Source organism: Duncaniella sp. (genome assembly GCF_029056165.1).
Taxonomy (GTDB): Bacteria; Bacteroidota; Bacteroidia; order Bacteroidales; family Muribaculaceae; genus Duncaniella.
Map to the genome: position 1 here is coordinate 26,371 of NZ_JAIDBW010000012.1, position 19,062 is coordinate 45,432.

Here is a 19,062-nt window from a genome sequence, read left to right on the forward strand (position 1 = left end):
CGGCCGCCGTTATTTAGCGCAGTCATCAACGAGTTTCTGAGTAATGCGCATTGCACAGAAATTCGGACCGCACATTGTGCAGAAGTGATCATCGTCATCCTTGTGGCTCTCGACGTAGTACTGACGTGCACGTGCGGGATCGAGCGAAAGGTTGAATTGATCCTTCCAGCGGAATTCGAAGCGGGCTTTGCTCATGGCGTCGTCGCGCACCTGCGCACCGGGATGTCCTTTGGCTAAGTCAGCTGCATGGGCCGCTATCTTATATGTGATGACACCGTTACGGACATCCTCAAGATTTGGGAGTGCAAGATGTTCTTTCGGGGTGACATAGCAGATCATGGCTGTGCCCATCCATGCAATCTGAGCCGCACCGATGGCTGATGTGATGTGGTCATAGCCGGGAGCGATGTCCGTGGTCAGAGGACCGAGGGTATAGAAGGGAGCTTCATGACACTTCTCGATCTGACGGTCCATATTCTCGCGGATCTTGTGCATGGGCACATGACCCGGACCTTCGATAAGTACCTGAACATTGTGTCTCCATGCTATCTCTGTCAGCTCTCCGAGCACATCGAGTTCAAGGAACTGCGAGCGGTCATTGGCATCATGGATAGATCCGGGACGCAGGCCGTCGCCGAGCGATACGGCAACGTCGTAGGCGGCAAGGATCTCGCATATCTCATCAAAATGAGTGTAGAGGAAGTTCTCGCAGTCATGTATCACTGCCCAACGGGTCATGATGGATCCACCGCGCGACACGATTCCGGTCAGACGTTCCTGCACCATTTCTGCATGAGCGCGGAGCGCACCGGCATGGATCGTGAAGTAATCCACACCCTGCTCGGCCTGCTCTATGAGGGTGTCACGATAGATTTCCCATGTCAGATCTTCCACACGGCCATTGACTTTTTCAAGAGCCTGATATACCGGTACAGTGCCGACCGGGACGGGACAGTTGCGGATGATCCACTCGCGTGTCTCGTGGATGTTGTCGCCTGTCGAGAGGTCCATGAGTGTATCACCTCCCCAGTAGCAGCTCCAGACAGCTTTGCTGACCTCCTCTTCGATTCCCGACGAGAGGGCGGAATTTCCGATGTTGGTGTTGAGCTTCACTAGGAAGTTACGTCCGATGATCATGGGTTCGGCCTCCGGGTGATTTATATTGGCCGGAATTACCGCGCGTCCGGCAGCCACTTCCTCGCGTACGAATTCAGGAGTGATATGAGTCTTTATGCCGAGAGCTTCGGCATTGTTGTTCTCACGGATGGCCACATATTCCATCTCAGGAGTGATGATACCTTGACGTGCGAGAGCCATTTGCGTTATCTTACGTCCATCAGCTGCACGGCGGGGTGAGTAGCGGTGGGCGAAACGGATCGGATCAAGGGTCGCGTCAGCCTCGCGCATACGTCCGTAGTCCGAGGTAATGTGAGGTAATTGTTCGAGATCGTCGCGGCGGCTGATCCACTCCTCGCGTAGGCGCGGGAGGCCACGGTTGATGTCGATTTCAACGTCAGGATCGGTATAAACGCCGCTTGTATCATATACATAGACAGGTGCGTTCTGACGGGTCATGCGTTCGCCGTCGATCACTTTGACAGTTGGTGTGAGATTGACACGTCGCATGGCCACGCGGATTGGATGAAGCTGACCGTCGATATATACTTTTTCTGAACCCGGATAGGAGTTCACGTCAATATTTTCAATTTTCATGTGAAAAATGTGATAGGATTGGAGAAAAATGTGTGGTGAGGAATGGTGAGGAGTGGAGTTATGGAAGGGTATGAGCCGTTCTGTCCGTAGGGTAGGGCAGATTTTATTGCGGCTGCTTAGAGATTCAGAAATTCAGTAAGAGGACTTGTTGCAGATGCTGAATCGGAAACCGTACCCAGTCCGGCGAGATAGGCTTTGCGTCCGGCTTCGACTGCAAGACGGAAGGCTACGGCCATCTCCACCGGATCACCTGCTACCGCGATTGCTGTGTTGACAAGCACGGCATCAGCACCCATTTCCATGGCTTCAGCTGCGTGGGATGGTGCGCCGAGTCCTGCATCGATCACCACCGGTACACGACTCTCACGGATAATGATCTCGATGAAATCGCGTGTGCGGAGACCTTTGTTTGTTCCTATTGGTGCTCCGAGAGGCATGACGGCGGCAGTACCGACTTCTTCGAGTCGCTTACAGAGCACGGGATCTGCCTGAATGTAAGGAAGAACCTTGAAGCCTTGTCTGGCAAGAATCTCGGTAGCCTTCAGTGTCTCGACCGGGTCGGGCAGAAGATACTTCGGATCAGGATGAATTTCAAGTTTTATGAAATCAGTCCCGAAACAGTCACGGGCGAGATTGGCTGCGAGGACTGCTTCGTCGGCGGTGCGGACGCCCGACGTGTTGGGGAGAAACTGGACATGATCACGGTTGATGTGTCGGAGCATATCGTCCTCCTCCTCGTTCTGCATGTCGATGCGTTTCATTGCCACTGTGATCATTTCGGACCCCGATGCAAGGATAGATTCGAGCATAAGGGGGTTGGAGGAAAATTTTCCCGTTCCTACAAAGAGGCGTGACGTGAATGATTTTCCTCCGATGGTTAAAAGGTCTTTCATCTAAATTTTATATGAGGGGTTAACTTTCTTTTCGTTTCTGGAATGCCTCATGCAGCCGTGCCAGCACCTGCCGGGTATAGTCAACCGGATCTGGAGCGTTTATGATCGCACCGCTCATCGCAACTCCGTTGATTCCGGTAGCCATGAGGTCATCAATATCATCAATGGTTATTCCACCGATGGCTACTATCGGGAGGAGGATGTCGGCATCGCGGGTCTCTTTCACGATCTGTCTGTAGCCATCAAGCCCGATCACAGGCGACAGTTTGGCCTTGGTGGAGGTGTAGCGGAACGGACCGAGGCCGACGTAATCGACATCCCAGCCTTTGAAAGCCTTTATGTCGGCAGCAGTGTTGGCCGTACATCCTATGATGGCCTCTGCCCCCATTGTCTCGCGTGCGAGGAGTGGATTCATGTCATCCTTCCCAAGATGCACACCGTGGACTGACATTTCCATGGCAAGCTCAACACGGTCGTCGAACACGAGAAAAGCTTCGTGTTCCTGACACATAGGTATGATTTCGAGTGCAGTCTGGCGAAATTCCTCATCGGTCGCATCTTTCAAGCGGAGTTGAATCCATTTGCAGCCGCCTTCGAGAGCCATCTGCACTTCTTCTGCTATCGAATACTTTTCAGAAGGGTGGGTTATGAATTGAAGCATAGTAATTAAAGATTTTTCAATTGTTTGACAAAGCGTGACATTTCGCTTGCCCCCGCGCTCCACGGGAGAGCTCCGAGCATAGCAAAACCACTGAAATTGTAACGTTTCAGCTCCCCGATGCGTTCAGGTGTCACGCCTCCAAGTGCGATGACAGGCATTTCTATGCCCGAAAGTCCTGCAAGATCATCTCCGGTAAAGGCCGATGAGTAACCCCGCTTTGAGATACTGTCGAAAATCGGACTGAGCGTCACATAAGCATAAGTCTGATCGGACTTGATTTCGGCGATAGAATGACACGACCGGCTCAACGGGCCTGAGTAGGAGTCAGGCGCAGCCGGACAGCGATGGTTCAGGTGCAGACATCCAAGGGTGAAAACGTTCGTAAGATCAAAATGGCTGTGAAGCACTATACGGCCATGCAGATCCGAAGGTAGAGCCTCGATTAAGCCGAGTAGCTCATCACGCGTCGCGGAAGGGTGCCGGAGATGGACTCGGTCCCATCCGCCATCAAGTATGGCACGGATCTCGCCGACCTCGTTGCGTGGATCGGAAATTTCAGGTGTTATTGCTATTTTCAGCATGGCGGATGGAAGATCTGGGGTTATAATTTGGTTTAGACCGGAGAGACTCGTGGCGTTCAGCCTCCGTAGAAGGCTTTGATGATCACAATGCGGTCACCGTCGGCGAGCGGTGTTGCCGGACGGGCGGCTACCGGGATGACTGTGCCGTTGAGTGCCGTGGCTATACCTTGCGGAGAGATGTTCCTTAGTTCAAGCGCGTTCTGGAGCGTCGAATTTTCAGGAAGTTCAAAAATCACATCGTTTATAGAAATTTTCATGATTTCGGACGGTTAGGGTTGAAATTTTTCAGGCGACGGGGTGAGAAGAAATGATTCAGTGGACCGTGGCCCTTTCCAGTGCTTACGAATGATCCCTCTTTGAGGGCATTGGTGACATAGAGTTTTGCCAGACGCACAGAATCCGTGAGACTATTGCCGACAGCAAGATAAGAGGCTACGGCCGACGAGAGGGTACAGCCTGTTCCGTGGGTGTTGCGGGTGCTGACTGCATCCGCACGGAGTTCAAGCAGGTTCTTGCGACCGTCTGTGGAAAGAATATCAGTCTTGAAGTCAGTCGCTTGACTGTCACCGCCGGTGATGAGTACGTTGCGGCATCCCATTTCGTGAAGGATCTCGATCTGCTTTACCGGATCATTCTCACCTGTAAGCTCACGCGCTTCGTCGAGGTTGGGAGTGACGAGAGTGGTAATGGGGAATATCCGTTTCACAATAATGTCGATAGCCTCTCTTTCAAGGAGCGATGTACCTGATGAGGAAAGCATTACCGGATCGAGGACAATGTTGTCAGGATGGTATCTGTCGAGGCTGTCGGCCACCGTGGAAGCTATCTCTGCGCTACACAGCATCCCGATTTTCACTGCGAGTGGAGGGATATCGGTCATTACCATATCGATCTGTTCGGCAACCATAGCGGTTGGGACGGGCATAACGGCTCGGACACCGGTGGTGTTCTGTGCGGTTATGGCTGTTATAGCCGACATGGCGTAGCATCCGATGGCCGATATTGTCTTGATGTCGGCTTGTATGCCTGCTCCACCGGAAGGATCAGAGCCTGCTATTGTGAGTACCGGATAGTAAGTTCGCATTGGTTTCAGATAATGATGGTTTTGATTCGGTCATGACAGGTGACTGCATGACGGAAGATTGCCGGAAAATATGGTTGAGACGGAGTCTGTGCCATATCCGACAAAGCGATACATGAATGAAATGCAGAATTGAAATGTATAGTCCTCACGAAAAACTGACCGCCCTTTTCTCAGAATGGAAAGTCATTAGACCTACAGGATCGTAATGACTGTCGGATGAATTGCCGGCCACATAAATGAAAGTGCCGGATTCAGCAAGGACTTGTGCAATCCCTTCGGCGGTACTAACCGCATCAGGTTCGGAGGGTATCATCTCAGCGTCCACATCATACGGTGTACGCACCCCTTTGTCGCTGCAAAGATAAAGCTTAAAATTTTAAAAAGCAAATGAACTGATGCAAACTTATCACTTATCACGGAACATTGAAACATTTGTTATTAAACACCCTCCTGATCTTTTGATCTTTTTTGGATGTTTCGGAGTGATATGGATGTAGTTTAGACGACTGTCAGGAATAAAGTGCCGCGAATGCTTTTTCGAGCCTTGGGATGGGATCTGAGTAATGATTACCCGGCACGCTCTGAAATTCGGTTGTGATTCCTGCCTTACGAAGTATGGCGACAATCTCCTGTGTGTCCGTCCCGACGGACTGGAATGCCTTTACTTTTGATTTTGGCTCCTGATCACCCAGCAGGAAATATCCTTTGCCGGTTTTTTCGGGAATGGGTCTGTTTTTCATCCAGTCAAGGAAGCCTTCGTACCAGAACGAGCCTGAAAGGGAGGCGATGTTTACGAACGTGTCGCACAGCATCCACTGCCACAGGGCGAATAAACCTGACATGGAGACACCAACCAGACTACGCTCAACGCTTCCGTTCATTCCTAACGCGGATTCCACTCGTGGAATGACAGTCTGCTGCAATAACCGGAGAAATTCAGGCGATTCACCTTTGAAATCAGGACTTCCTTTCGGGACACCTTTAGCCGGCCACGGACTGAACACATTCTGCCAGTCCATTCCGGTTACCGCGACGATGGTTGTGCCGTATATTCCGGAGGCAGGTTCAATCCATCCGGCAAGCATATCCATCGGATAAAGTATGTAGGCAATTTTGTCCTTGCTGTGCGGAGTGCTGCAAAGACAATGCAAGTCGTTTATATCAATTGTCTGTGTCATAATATTTCATCATATCTGGCATATCTTTGAAACCAAGTGACGTATAGACTGGTTTACCGTCGGCCGTCGATTCAAGATAGATCTTTCCACAGCCGCGTCTCTTGGCTTCTTCAATCAGATGGGTTACAATGAGGTGGGCAACACCTCTGTTGCGGAACGCCTCACGGACATAGATGTTCATGAGGTACGCGCATCGTCCGGATGGATTGTCCGGTGATGGAAGCTCATCCGTCAGGCATACACCCCCGCATCCGTATTCTTCTCCGTCACATTCCGCCACGAAAGCGAGATGTGAATCATCAGCGATGTGCTTACGGTAATACTGCCGGTTGGCCACGAGGAGTCGCGGATGAGCTTCCTCTCCGAATACATTCCGGATCACCTCTATGCGCCAACGCATGAGGGAGGGCAGGGCTTTTATCTGCTTCAAGGTAATGCCCATCACACACCGCCTTCCTTCATCACTACCGGAAGAGCCTCGACATCAACCTTACCGCGCTTGGTGACAGGTATGCTGTGGATCCTGATAAAGAATTCAGGGATCATGAAGTCTGTCAGACGGTCGGCAAGCCATTTCCTGACATCGTGAAGTTTACAATTTTCCTTGGGGATGATGTAGGCCGTCAGATAATGCAGGCCGTTGTCGTCAAGGAAAGCACGTACGACTCCACGCTCTACTTCAGGGCAAGTGTTGAGCACGTTCTCGACCTCCTCCGGTTCTACTCGCTTTCCGAGGATCATCACCTGATTGTCGCGCCGGTGGAGGAAGGCGAGATTGCCGTCGGGGAGCACATAGCCGAGGTCACCGCTGCGATACATGCGTGTGCCGTCAGGGAGAGTGACAAAGTTTTTCTGTTCGGGCGGGTTTCCGAGGTAACCTCGGCTCACACCCTCGCCGAAAATACATATTTCACCGATCTGTCCTTGGGGGAGTTCGTTCATGTCCTTATCCATGATCTTGACCTCGACACCTTTCACCGCCTTGCCTACCGGGAAAGTGCCGTCGTCAAGCGGTTCGGCATTGTCAACACGGAAGTAGTTGGAGCAGACGGTTGTTTCCGACGGACCGTAAGTGTTGTAGATCTTCACGCCTTTGTCGCGCAGATTGGTGATATAACTGCCGCGGATCACGTCGCCGCCGCTGATTATCAGCTTGATCGATTTCGGTATCTCAGGAAGTTTGTTCATCTCGGCGATCAGGTAAGGGAAGCCGTCAATGATCGTCACCCCATGACGCTCTACAAATTTCATTAGTCCTTGAAGCGAACCGTTATGGATCGGAGATGAGGGTATGCAGACGGCAGCTCCGTTGAGCAGCGTGGTATAGACCTCCTCAACAAATATGTCAAACGAACATACTGAATACTGGAGCATAATGTCGCCCGGCCCTGTATGAAATTCAGCCTCGAAAGCCTCGGAATAATTGACGACTGAGTGATTCTCGACAACGACTCCTTTAGGCTTGCCGGATGTGCCGGAGGTATAGAGCACGTAGGCAACGCCATCGGGCGTAGAGCGGTCAGTCATTTCATGCTGTGCGGGTTTGAGATGGCGACAATAGTTGTCTGTTATGATCAGATCCACTCCTGCTGTCTGCATCATGTAGTCGATACGTTCCTGCGGGAGCGACGGTTCGGCGGGAATGTAGGCCGCTCCGCTTTTGAGTACGGCAAGCATGGCGGCGATCTGTTCCGCACCGTGGTGCATCACGATTCCGACAAAGGCCGGTCTGCGGTCATAGAATTTGGCGAGTATGGCATCCGTCATGGCGTCGAGTTCTGAAAATGTAAGCGTCCGGTCATCTTCTATGATAGCTGGGGCGGAGGGGTATTTCTCCACCATGTCCCTGAATCGGGAGTAGATTGTTCGTTTGTTATCCATGTATAATAGTCTGTTTTTATATAATAAGGTCTTGATGGGAGGACTTGTTCATCTGCTTGCGTAGATGTCTGACTTTGGGGTGATGTGGTTTATGAGTCAGGGTAGGGGAGAGGGATTGTCAATATAATAATTATAATATAATAAGGTGGTACAGTTTCGGTCGGCAGAAAGCTGTCCTGATTATAAATTGATGGTAATAAAGGCGTTGGTGTTTCGAGGAGAAATTTTTATCTTTTGGCCTTTGCTTGTTCGGACAAAAAATACTAATTTTGTAATCCGTTATGAAATACGGTTTTGACAACGAGAAATATCTCAAAATTCAGTCCGAACACATCAAGGAGCGCATAGCTCAGTTCGGCAACAAGCTTTATCTTGAACTTGGAGGAAAATTGTTTGATGACCACCACGCCAGTCGTGTCCTCCCCGGTTTTCAGCCTGACAGTAAGCTGCGTATGCTAAGCCAGCTCAGCGATCAGGCAGAAATAGTAATCGTCATCAGTGCTCTCGATATCGAGAAAAATAAGGTTCGCAACGATCTCGGTATCACCTACGACATGGATGTCCTGCGTCTGCGCGAAGAATTTCAGAAGCGCGGGTTTCTTGTAGGATCAGTCGTGATTACGCATTACAACGGCCAGAGCAGTGCCGATGCTTTCCGTCAGAGACTTGAGCGTATGGGTATCACCACCTATTATCACTATACTATCGAGGGTTATCCTACCAACGTGGCTCTGATTGATTCAGATGAAGGTTTCGGACGTAACGACTATGTGGAGACCTCCCGTCCGCTCGTGATCGTGACTGCGCCCGGTCCGGGTAGCGGCAAGATGGCTGTTTGTCTCAGCCAGCTATACAATGAACACAAGCGTGGTGTCGAGGCTGGATATGCCAAATTCGAGACATTCCCGGTGTGGAGTCTTCCGCTCAAACATCCGGTAAATATCGCCTACGAAGCTGCTACGGCTGACCTCAATGATGTCAATATGATCGATCCCTTCCATCTGGAGGCTTACGGAAAGACAGCTATCAACTACAACCGTGACATAGAGATCTTCCCTGTGCTCAACGCACTTTTCGAAGGAATCTATGGTAAGAACCCCTATAAATCTCCTACGGATATGGGTGTTAATATGGTTGGATTCTGTATCAATGATGATGAAGTGTGTTGCCGTGCCTCAAAGGATGAGATCATCCGTCGCTACTACACAGCTCTCAATCATTTTGCCCAAGGCGAGGACAACGAGGGTGAGGTCAATAAGATCGCTTTGCTGTTCAAGCAGGCTAAGATCGACACGTCATACCGCAAGCCGACTGTGGCTGCACGTGAGCGTGCCGAGCGCAGTGGTGTACCCTGTTCGGCCATAGAACTTGCCGACGGAACCATCATCACTGCCGAAACCAGTGCGCTTCTCGGTCCGAGCGCGGCTCTGATCCTTAACGCCGTGAAGTATCTTGCTGGAATCGATCATTCGATCAAGCTGATCCCTCAGGCAATGATCGAGCCGATACAGAACACGAAAATCAATTATCTGCGCAGCGTCAACCCGCGTCTTCATACGGATGAGGTGCTCGTGGCTCTTTCGGTGTTGAGCACCCGCGATGAAAATTGCCGCCGGGCGCTCGAAAAACTCCCTGAGCTGAACGGCTGTCAGGTTCATTCGACTGTGATGCTCGGCGAGGTCGATCACAAAATATTCAAGAAACTCGGTGTGGGTCTGACCTGTGACCCTGCAAAAAAGAAAAAATAGAAATTTCCAAGGTTAAAAACTCCTGAGGAATCCCAAAAGACCGTCTAATGTCAGTATAGCTTATCGTGAGGCAGCTATACTGACATTTTTTTACATGTACCTCTGAAACGGGGTGGGAATCTGCATGCTTTTGGATTTTGTCATTATTAACATGCGTCTGATTTTTAATAAATGTAGCATATTCAAAGAATTTTGTTGTTAAAAAACATATACTTATTGTAATTATTAAATTAAAATCAACTGAAAGTTGGAAGTATGGTATTATTTCTTTAACTTTGTAATCTAAATTCCTATATCTAATCCCAACTGATTATGTTTCAAAGATTTAATACCATTGTTTCCTGTGCATTGATTTCGCTTGGCGCGTTTGCGCAGGGAGGAGGACTTACCGACACATCGGACAGCCGTCATGCAGTCATGACAAATACCCCGCTCGGTGCTGTGAAATGGACCGGAGGTTTCTGGGGTGACCGCTTCGATGTATATAGCGGAACTTCACTTCAAAGCATGTGGGACACATGGTGTAATCCCGACGTGTCACACGGTTTCAGAAACTTCGAGATTGCAGCCGGAACTAAGGAAGGAGAGCATTGGGGACCTCCGTTCCACGACGGTGATATGTACAAGTGGCTTGAGGCTGTCGCAGCCGTGTATGCTGTCAATAAAGATCCGAAACTTGATGCCATAATGGATCAGTTCATCGAGCAGGTTGTGAAAGCGCAGCGTGCCGACGGCTATATCCATACTCCCGTGATTATCGACGAGCGCAACAGAGGTGTCGATACGCATGCTCACCACAAGGAGCAGACCGTCATCGGTACGAAAGTTGGTGGCGAGGATGAGAAAGGTGCTTTCGCCAACCGTCTGAACTTCGAGACCTACAACCTCGGTCACCTGATGATGGCCGGTATCGTCCATAAGAGAGCCACGGGCAAGACCACGCTTTTCGATGCTGCCGTAAAGGCCACAGACTTCCTCTGTGAATTTTACGAGACAGCTTCCGCCGAGCTTGCACGCAATGCCATCTGCCCCTCGCACTATATGGGCGTGGTGGAGATGTATCGTGAGACCGGTAATCCCCGCTATCTCGATCTCGCAAACAATCTTATAAATATCCGCGGTCTGGTGGAGAACGGTACGGATGACAATCAGGACCGTATCCCGTTCCGCGATCAGTATAATGCAATGGGCCATGCTGTCCGTGCCAACTATCTCTATGCAGGCGTGGCAGACCTCTATGCCGAGACTGGCGAGGAGCAGCTCATGAAGAACCTGACGAGCATCTGGGACGACATCGTGAACCGTAAGATGTATGTCACCGGTGCATGTGGCGCGCTCTATGACGGAACTTCGCCAGACGGAACTAACTATGAGCCTGACAGCATTCAGAAAGTTCATCAGAGCTATGGCCGTCCCTATCAGCTCCCCAACAGCACGGCTCACAATGAGACATGTGCCAACATCGGCAACATGCTTTTCAACTGGCGCATGCTTGAGGCTACAGGCGAGGCTAAATATGCCGATATCGTCGAAACCGCACTCTATAACAGTGTGCTCAGCGGTGTCAGTCTTGACGGCAAGCGGTATTTCTACACTAACCCGCTCCGTATGAGCGATGATCTGCCTTACACACTCCGCTGGCCCAAGACACGCGAAGAGTACATCAGCTGTTTCTGCTGTCCGCCCAACACACTGCGTACTATTTGCGAAGCTCAGAACTATGCCTACACCGTGAATGACAGCACTCTCTGGTGTAACCTTTACGGTGACAGTGAACTCCGCACCTCACTAGGTAAAAAGCGTCCTCTTGTAGTGACCCAGCGCACCGGCTATCCCTACGACGGTAAAGTGGTGCTTACGATGGTAGAAGTTCCCAAGAAAGAGAAACTCGCGTTGAAACTTCGCGTGCCCTCTTGGTGTGACAATGCCACTGTGGCCATCAACGGTGTGCCTGAAAATGTCAAGGTCGTTCCTGACAGCTATATCACGCTTGACCGCACTTGGAAATCAGGCGATGAGGTGACATTCGACATGGAGATGAAAACCAAACTCCTTGAATCCAATCCTCTCGTTGAGGAGACGCGCAACCATACAGCTGTCAAGCGCGGTCCGCTGGTATATTGTCTTGAAAGCATAGACATTGAAGATGGAAAGGCTATCGACGATGTCCTCATTCCCGCCGATGCGCAGTTTACCACAAAGGATATCACGATAGACGGTAGCCGCATGACAGCTCTTGAGACCGAAGCCCGTCTCGTCGATGGCGGTGACTGGACCGGTAAGCTCTATCGTGAGGTCGGAAGTGCCGACAAGAAGGTCAAGGTCACCCTCATTCCTTATTTCGCATGGGGCAACCGTGACAAAGCCGAGATGAGTGTCTGGCTTCCTCTCGCACGTTAATCCACACTTACATTCTCTTGTAGATGAAAAGATTTTTTCTGACAGGGGGGCTTTTGCTCTCCCTCCTTCAGGTTCTTGCCGCGGATGTCTATGTAGCTCCTTCCGGTAAGGATTCTAATGACGGTAGTCAGGGTGCCCCGAAGGCCACCCTGACTTCGGCGTTGCGTCAGGCGCGTGAAATGCGTCGTCTTTCAGCACCCGGAACGGAGTCGGGGATAACCATACATCTGGCTTCAGGTATATATAATGTGTATGAGCCGGTCTTTGTCCGTCCGGAGGATAGCGGTGCGCCGTCATCGCCGACCGTCATCACTTCCGATGGCGGTGCTTGGCTGAGTGGTGGTGTGAGCATCGATGGCTGGAAGCGTCAGGGAAAACTGATGGTGGCTGATGTCCCGCAGTTCAACGGTCGTCCTCTTGATTTCCGTCAGCTCTATGTCAACGGTCGAAAGGCTGTAAGAGCACGCGATGTGGAGGATTTTGAAAAAATGTACAGGATAATCAGCAATGATCCTGCTAACGAGATCCTCTGGGTACCCGCCGAGGCTGTCAAGAAGATTGTCGATGCACCTTACCCTGAAATGGTGCTTCATGAGATGTGGTGTGTGGCCAATCTCCGTATCAAGTCGATCGACATTCAGGGTGACAGCGCAGCCGTGCGTTTTCATAACCCCGAAAGCCGTATCCAGTTCGAACATCCGTGGCCGCAACCGATGGTGACGACCGACGGCCATAATTCAGCATTCTATCTTACTAATGCCAAGGAACTTCTTGATGTTCCGGGTGAATGGTATCACGATATAGATGCCCGCAAGCTTTACTACTATCCGCTTCCCGGTGAGAAGATGGAGAGCGCGGTCGTGCCCGCAGTGGAGACACTTATGACTATCGAAGGTACGCTTGACCGCCGTGTGGAGAATGTCAGGATCGAGAATATAGGATTTGAATACACCACATGGATGCGTCCGTCACTCATGGGACATGTGCCTCTGCAAGCAGGCATGTATATGACTGACGGTTATAAGATCAATCCTAAGATGGAACGTCCGCAAAACCATAAGCTTGACAATCAGGGCTGGCTTGGCCGTCCGGCTTCGGCTGTCGTTGTCAAGGGTGCTGCTGACGTTGATTTCCTCAAATGCCGTTTCGAGCATCTCGGCTCATCCGGCCTTGACTATGAGTGGGGTACGGAGGGCGGTCTGATTGAAGGTTGTCTTTTCCGCGATATTGCCGGCAACGGCATCGTGGTTGGTAACTTCAGCCCGGCTGCGCATGAGACGCACCTGCCATACGATCCGAGTGATGAGCGTGAGGTCTGCTCCGGTCTTACCATAGCCAACAATCTGATCACTGACGTGACAAATGAGGACTGGGGTACGCTCGGTATCTGTGCAGGCTATGTCAAGAACATCAATATAGAGCATAATGAGATCAACGATGTCTCTTACAGCGGTATTAATCTCGGTTGGGGATGGACACGCACGGTCAACTGTATGCGCAACAACCGTGTCCACGCCAATCTGATCCACCATTATGCCCGCCACATGTATGACGTGGCCGGAGTCTATACTCTTGGCTCACAGCCCCACAGTTGGGTGACAGAAAACTGTGTGCGTGACATTTACGTTCCCGGTTATGCCCATGATCCCAACCATTGGTTCTATCTCTACACGGACGAAGGTTCATCGTTCATCAACGTCAAGGACAACTGGACGGAAGGGGAGAAGTATCTCCAGAACGCCAACGGTCCGGGTAACGTGTGGGAGAACAACGGTCCGGGTGTGGATGAAAGCATAAAGAACAATGCGGGTCTTACAAAAGATTTTGAATACCTTAAATCACTGTAAAACATCCCGAAAAGCGTAATCGTCAATCAAAACAATCATCAGTCTAACAAACCACTTGCAATTCCATACTTAGCTCATTAATGAATATGAAAAAAAGAGTGTCTATCCTGTTTGCCACAGCTGCACTTGGGCTGGCCGCCTCCGCGCAGACTTGGATCTGGTATCCCGGCGACTATGAAATATGGCTCGGTAACCGAATGAACAACAACCGCACCGAGCGCGGGGCATTTTTCCCTCCATTCTGGAAAACAGACAGTCATTTCGTGACCGTCGAGTTCAGTAAGGATCTGGATCTGCCGCAGGACGAGGAGATCACCATCGTGGCCGAGGGTAAATATAATGTGAAGCTCGACGGAAAGCTCCAGTTCGGACAGCCTTCGAAGTTTACCATTCCTGCCGGAAAGCATAAGCTTAATATAAAGGTATGGAATCAGGAGACACCCCCCGCACTTTATGTGAAGGGCAATAACGTGAATACCGACCCTACGTGGAAGGTCACCAATGAGGATAAGGAGTGGATCGATGAGAGCGGTAAGGCCAGCGATACGTCAGCAACCATCTATGCACCTGCCGGTTATTGGAATTTCGATAATATTCAGAATCCGCCTTCGACCTATCATCTCAATCTTGAGCCGATGAGCTATGTGGCTGTTGAGGAGAAGACTGCCGACGGTGGCAAGCTCTATGACTTCGGCAAGGAGACATTCGGACGCATAGTGCTCAAGAACCCTGTCGGCAACGGTATCGTAAATATATATTATGGTGAGAGTCCGGAAGAGGCTCTTGACATTGACCACTGCGAGACACTTGATAAAATCGGTTTTTCTGAAGGTATGGTCGTCGATCTTGCCACTAACGAGGTTTGCCAGCAGGCCGGTGACTATACCCTTGACAATACCAAGGCGTTCCGCTATGTTTATGTCGCTCCGGAGGAGGGTATAAACATAGGTGACGTAGGTATGCTTTATGAATATGCTCCCGTGGAGTATCGCGGAAAGTTCAAGTGCAGCGATCCGGAACTCAACAAGATATGGGATGTCGGTGCATACACCATGCATCTCACCACACGCGAATTTTTCATCGACGGTATCAAGCGTGACCGTTGGGTGTGGAGCGGGGATGCGGTGCAGAGTTATCTGATGAACTATTATCTCTTCTTTGACAGCCCTACTGTTAAGCGTACCACCCGTCTCCTGCGTGGCAAAGACCCTGTGACGGCACATATCAACACCATCATGGACTATACGCTTTACTGGTTCAACGGCATCTATGACTACTATCTCTATACCGGCGACAAGGAATTTGTCAAGGAAATCTATCCCAAGATGCAGAGCCTCATGGATTACGTGCTCGGACGTACCAACAAGGACGGTATGCTCGAGGGCATGACAGGTGACTGGGTCTTTGTCGATTGGGCCGATTTCCCCATGAGCAAGCAGGGTGCGCTCTCATTCGAGCAGGTACTTTTCTGCAAGAGTCTCGAAACCATGAAGCTCTGTGCCGAGATTGTCGGAGACAAATCGGATGCCGAAAAGTACGGCCGCCTTGCCACGGATCTTCGTGACAAACTCGTGCCCACATTCTGGGATGAGAAGAAGCAGGCTCTTGTACACAATGTCGAGAACGGGAAACAGAGCGATCAGGTCAATAAGTTTGCAAATATGTTTGCCATCACCTACGGCTATTTTGACGAACCGACCACTGAATCAGTGATGAAGAATGTCATGCTCAATCCTGAAGTGCCCGCGATAACCACCCCCTATATGCGTTTTTATGAACTTGAGGCTCTCTGTGATCAAGGAATGCAGGCTCAGGTGCTGAAGGAGATGAAGGACTATTGGGGCGGTATGCTCAACGAGGGTGCGACATCTTTCTGGGAAAAGTATAATCCCGAAGATTCAGGCACACAGCATCTCGCCATGTATGGCCGTCCCTACGGAAAGAGCCTCTGCCATGCGTGGGGTGCGAGTCCTATCTATCTGATCGGTAAATACTACCTCGGTGTGAAACCTCTCTCGCCCGGCTATAAGGAATTTTCGATCACTCCCGATCTCGGTGGTCTGAAATGGATGGAAGGCACAGTCCCGACCCCCAATGGCGAAATCTCGCTCTACGTCAATGACAAGGAGATTAAAGTCAAGGCTACCGAAGGCAAGGGCTACATTAACTTCAAGTCAAAGACTCAGCCTAAATCCGATTACGGAACGGTCGAGAAGACCGGTGACAAGACTTATCGTCTGTTCATTGATACCGATAAGCAGATCACCATCAAATATAAGGAAGTGGGTTGAGCTGTAATTTAAAGATATTCTCCAATACAAAACCTTGAATACTAACAGACGGACAATATGAAGAAGTGTCTGAAATATATAATAGTAGCCGTCGCGGCAATGATGGTCTGGAGTTGCGGTAGCCGCAAGAGTATCGCGCTCTACTGTCCGGCCGATGGATCTAACCGTGTAAAATTTGCCGCCGAACATCTCACCGGTGTGCTCGAAAGCAAAGGATATGACGTGATCCTTGATTCCGTCGCTCCTGAAGGCGTTAAACTGATCCGCCTTTCCGAGGCTACCGACAGCATAGGGCCGAAGGAAGGATTCACGATCACATCCGCTGATAATATTATCGAAGTCAAGGGTAACGACGGTTCAGGTGTGATCTATGGTTGCCGCGAGCTTGCCGACCGTCTGGAAACCGAAGGCAATCTTGATGCACTTCCGGTTGAGTTCACCGATTCGCCTGAAATGGTGCTTCGCGGAGCTTGTGTCGGTGTGCAGAAGCCTTATCTTCTCCCCGGTCGCAGTGTGTATGAGTATCCCTATACACCTGAAAATTTCCCTTGGTTCTATGACAAAGAGCTGTGGATCAAATATCTCGATATGCTTGTCGAGAACCGTATGAACTCGCTCTATCTCTGGAACGGACACCCGTTTGCATCCCTCGTCAAACTGGAGGATTATCCTTTCGCTGTCGAGGTCGATGACGAGACGTTCAAGAAAAACGAGGATATGTATGCATTCCTCACCGCTGAAGCTGACAAGCGCGGTATCTTCGTCATTCAGATGTTCTACAACATTCTGCTTTCCAAGCCTTTTGCAGAGCACTATGGCATGAAGACTCAGGACCGCAACCGCCCCATCACTCCGCTTGTAAGCGATTACACCCGCAAGAGCGTGGCTGCATTTATCGAGAAATATCCCAATGTGGGCCTTCTCGTCTGCCTCGGCGAAGCAATGGATACCTATGAGGATGACGTGGTCTGGTTCACCGAGACCATTATTCCCGGTGTGAAGGACGGTCTTGCCAAGCTTGGCCGCACTGACGAGCCGCCGTTGCTCCTGCGCGCTCACGATACCGACTGCAAGGCTGTGATGGATGCGGCTCTTCCGCTTTACAAGAACCTCTACACCATGCATAAGTATAATGGTGAATCGCTGACTACATACGAACCGCGCGGTCCGTGGACCGAAATCCACCGTGGTCTCAGTTCGCTCGGCAGTGTCCACATCAGTAATGTCCACATCCTCGCCAACCTCGAACCGTGGCGATGGAGTTCACCTGATTTCACTCAAAAGGCAGTCAAGGCCATGCACGACGTTCATGGTGCCAATGCACTCCACCTTTATCCGCAGGCATCTTACTGGGATTGGCCTTACTCGGCTGACAGTATTGCCGGCGGTGGCCGCGAACTGCAGCTTGTCCGCGACAGTACATGGTACGAAGGCTGGGGACGCTATGCTTGGAACTGCCGCCGTGACCGCGACGATGAGATCAAGTACTGGAATCACCGCTTCGCGCGTACCTATGGTCTTGATGACAGCAAGGGTGCTGACATCCGCGAGGCTTTCGAGGAATCCGGTGAGATCGCGCCCAAGCTTCTCCGTCGTTTCGGCATCACTGAGGGCAACCGTCAGACTCTCCTGCTCGGTATGTTCATGAGCCAGCTCGTCAACCCTTACAAATACACCATCTATCCCGGTTTCTATGAGAGCTGTGGCCCGGAGGGTGAAAAGCTTATCGAATTTGTCGAGAAGGAGTACAAGGGTGAGCCTCATGTAGGTGAGCTTCCGCTTGATATAACAGCCCAGTGCGTCGATCACGGCGACAAGGCAGTGGCTGCTATCAAGAGCGTCGGTAATGTCAAGGCCAATAAGGAGGAATTTGAGCGTCTGACCAACGATATGGAATGCTATCGTCTTTTCGCTTACTTCTTTGACCGTAAGGTCAAGGCTGCGCAGCAGGTGCTCAACTATCAGTGGACCAAGGATCTCAAATATCTTGATGCCGCTGTCCCGCTGCTTGAGGAAAGCCTTGATTACTACACTCAGCTTGTGGATCGCACGAAAGACACTTATCGCTACGCCAACAGTATGCAGACCACCATGCGCCGCATTCCTATTGCCGGTGACGGAGGAAAGAACAAGACATGGGAAGAGCTCCTTGTTCACTATCAGGCTGAGCTTGGCAATTTCAAGAACAACATAGCCATGCTCAAGGATAAGGCTGCCGGAAAGATCTCCGATAATGATGAGAGCATCAAGCCGCTCACTGCAGCAAAGGTGAAACTTGGCGGCGGATGGAAGACTGTCGGGCTCAACGACGGTGCATCACTCCTTGAAAATATGCCCGATGCTAAGGTTGTAGGGCTTGCTCCGGAGCTTCGTGGTCTCACAGCTATCAAGGTCAACGGTGATACTCAGCGTAAGGAAGGTACGAATATTGAATTTGAATGTTCAGAGCCTGTCAAGCTTCTTGTCGCCTATTTCAAGGATGATCAGAAGAAGTATGCCAAAGCTCCGAAACTTGAGACTGATGCGACGGCAAACGAGTATGGACAGGCAGAACCGGTTCTGACAAATGCCATCCATCTTGACAAAATGCCTTTGGCCAATATCCATGCCTACAATTTCGCTCCCGGCAAGCATTCTTTGAATCTCCCCAAAGGCTATGCGCTTGTGCTCGGTTTCACTTCCGATGAGATCACTCCGCGCAATGCAGCCCTCGCCGGTGCGGACGAAACTATGGACTGGCTTTTCTATTGATCGAAATCTATAAAATTTGAATCCAAGTGTATGC

General features: G+C 50.7%; 14 protein-coding genes and 1 riboswitch. Of the genes, 5 read left to right on the forward strand and 9 right to left on the reverse strand.

What is annotated here, in order from left to right; translation table 11 throughout:
* Positions 1–9 precede the first annotated feature (9 nt).
* The 9 genes from thiC to K2G41_RS02230 all read right to left on the reverse strand — a co-directional run bounded on the left by thiC (position 10) and on the right by K2G41_RS02230 (position 7,991).
* Complete coding sequence (gene thiC, locus K2G41_RS02190; RefSeq protein WP_300113805.1) at positions 10–1,713, reverse strand: phosphomethylpyrimidine synthase ThiC; 1,704 nt, start codon at positions 1,711–1,713, stop codon at positions 10–12.
* A gap of 116 nt (positions 1,714–1,829) precedes the next feature.
* Entirely contained in the window at positions 1,830–2,606 is a 777-nt protein-coding gene (locus K2G41_RS02195; RefSeq protein ID WP_300113807.1) for a thiazole synthase, read from the reverse strand.
* A 19-nt stretch (positions 2,607–2,625) separates the two neighbouring features.
* Positions 2,626–3,273, reverse strand: coding sequence for a thiamine phosphate synthase (locus K2G41_RS02200; RefSeq protein WP_300114563.1), 648 nt, complete (start codon positions 3,271–3,273; stop codon positions 2,626–2,628).
* Entirely contained in the window at positions 3,273–3,848 is a 576-nt protein-coding gene (locus K2G41_RS02205) for a thiamine phosphate synthase (protein WP_300113809.1), read from the reverse strand. The genes K2G41_RS02200 and K2G41_RS02205 overlap by 1 nt, the downstream gene beginning before the upstream one ends.
* 56 nt (positions 3,849–3,904) lie before the next feature.
* Positions 3,905–4,105 carry a sulfur carrier protein ThiS gene (thiS, locus tag K2G41_RS02210; protein WP_300113811.1) on the reverse strand — a complete coding sequence of 67 codons (201 nt, stop codon included), beginning with the start codon at positions 4,103–4,105 and terminating at the stop codon, positions 3,905–3,907.
* On the reverse strand, positions 4,102–4,932 hold the full coding sequence (thiD, locus tag K2G41_RS02215) for a bifunctional hydroxymethylpyrimidine kinase/phosphomethylpyrimidine kinase (protein WP_300113813.1): 831 nt from the start codon (positions 4,930–4,932) through the stop codon (positions 4,102–4,104). The genes thiS and thiD overlap by 4 nt, the downstream gene beginning before the upstream one ends.
* Positions 4,933–5,185: 253 nt before the next feature.
* Positions 5,186–5,289, reverse strand: a riboswitch (TPP riboswitch).
* Positions 5,290–5,441: 152 nt separating this feature from the next.
* Complete coding sequence (locus K2G41_RS02220; protein ID WP_300113815.1) at positions 5,442–6,110, reverse strand: alpha/beta hydrolase-fold protein; 669 nt, start codon at positions 6,108–6,110, stop codon at positions 5,442–5,444.
* Positions 6,094–6,540, reverse strand: a complete 447-nt coding sequence (locus tag K2G41_RS02225; protein ID WP_300113818.1) for a GNAT family N-acetyltransferase — start codon at positions 6,538–6,540, stop codon at positions 6,094–6,096. The genes K2G41_RS02220 and K2G41_RS02225 overlap by 17 nt, the downstream gene beginning before the upstream one ends.
* An 11-nt stretch (positions 6,541–6,551) precedes the next feature.
* On the reverse strand, positions 6,552–7,991 hold the full coding sequence (locus K2G41_RS02230) for an amino acid adenylation domain-containing protein (RefSeq protein ID WP_300113821.1): 1,440 nt from the start codon (positions 7,989–7,991) through the stop codon (positions 6,552–6,554).
* A gap of 281 nt (positions 7,992–8,272) precedes the next feature.
* Here K2G41_RS02230 and K2G41_RS02235 point away from each other — a divergent pair, with 281 nt between their 5' ends.
* From K2G41_RS02235 to K2G41_RS02255, 5 genes are all read left to right on the forward strand, one after another.
* Complete coding sequence (locus tag K2G41_RS02235) at positions 8,273–9,739, forward strand: DUF1846 domain-containing protein (RefSeq protein ID WP_300113824.1); 1,467 nt, start codon at positions 8,273–8,275, stop codon at positions 9,737–9,739.
* Positions 9,740–10,051: 312 nt separating this feature from the next.
* Entirely contained in the window at positions 10,052–12,139 is a 2,088-nt protein-coding gene (locus tag K2G41_RS02240; protein ID WP_300113828.1) for a glycoside hydrolase family 127 protein, read from the forward strand.
* A 23-nt stretch (positions 12,140–12,162) separates the two neighbouring features.
* The gene (locus K2G41_RS02245) at positions 12,163–13,986 is read left to right on the forward strand and encodes a right-handed parallel beta-helix repeat-containing protein (protein WP_300113831.1); all 1,824 of its coding nucleotides are present in this window, start codon (positions 12,163–12,165) and stop codon (positions 13,984–13,986) included.
* A gap of 86 nt (positions 13,987–14,072) precedes the next feature.
* Entirely contained in the window at positions 14,073–16,277 is a 2,205-nt protein-coding gene (locus tag K2G41_RS02250; protein ID WP_300113834.1) for an amylo-alpha-1,6-glucosidase, read from the forward strand.
* Between the two features lie 99 nt (positions 16,278–16,376).
* Positions 16,377–19,028 (forward strand): hypothetical protein, encoded by a 2,652-nt coding sequence (locus tag K2G41_RS02255; RefSeq protein ID WP_300114566.1) that lies wholly within the window; start codon positions 16,377–16,379, stop codon positions 19,026–19,028.
* Positions 19,029–19,062 lie beyond the last annotated feature (34 nt).

Excerpts from the sequence above, each read along its gene's own strand:
- thiC (WP_300113805.1), bottom strand. The coding sequence starts at position 1,713 with ATGAAAATTGAAAATATTGACGTGAACTCCTATCCGGGTTCAGAAAAA.
- K2G41_RS02195 (WP_300113807.1), bottom strand. The coding sequence starts at position 2,606 with ATGAAAGACCTTTTAACCATCGGAGGAAAATCATTCACGTCACGCCTC.
- K2G41_RS02205 (WP_300113809.1), bottom strand. The coding sequence starts at position 3,848 with ATGCTGAAAATAGCAATAACACCTGAAATTTCCGATCCACGCAACGAG.
- thiS (WP_300113811.1), bottom strand. The coding sequence starts at position 4,105 with ATGAAAATTTCTATAAACGATGTGATTTTTGAACTTCCTGAAAATTCG.
- thiD (WP_300113813.1), bottom strand. The coding sequence starts at position 4,932 with ATGCGAACTTACTATCCGGTACTCACAATAGCAGGCTCTGATCCTTCC.
- K2G41_RS02220 (WP_300113815.1), bottom strand. The coding sequence starts at position 6,110 with ATGACACAGACAATTGATATAAACGACTTGCATTGTCTTTGCAGCACT.
- K2G41_RS02230 (WP_300113821.1), bottom strand. The coding sequence starts at position 7,991 with ATGGATAACAAACGAACAATCTACTCCCGATTCAGGGACATGGTGGAG.
- K2G41_RS02235 (WP_300113824.1), top strand. The coding sequence starts at position 8,273 with ATGAAATACGGTTTTGACAACGAGAAATATCTCAAAATTCAGTCCGAA.
- K2G41_RS02240 (WP_300113828.1), top strand. The coding sequence starts at position 10,052 with ATGTTTCAAAGATTTAATACCATTGTTTCCTGTGCATTGATTTCGCTT.
- K2G41_RS02245 (WP_300113831.1), top strand. The coding sequence starts at position 12,163 with ATGAAAAGATTTTTTCTGACAGGGGGGCTTTTGCTCTCCCTCCTTCAG.
- K2G41_RS02250 (WP_300113834.1), top strand. The coding sequence starts at position 14,073 with ATGAAAAAAAGAGTGTCTATCCTGTTTGCCACAGCTGCACTTGGGCTG.
- K2G41_RS02255 (WP_300114566.1), top strand. The coding sequence starts at position 16,377 with ATGATGGTCTGGAGTTGCGGTAGCCGCAAGAGTATCGCGCTCTACTGT.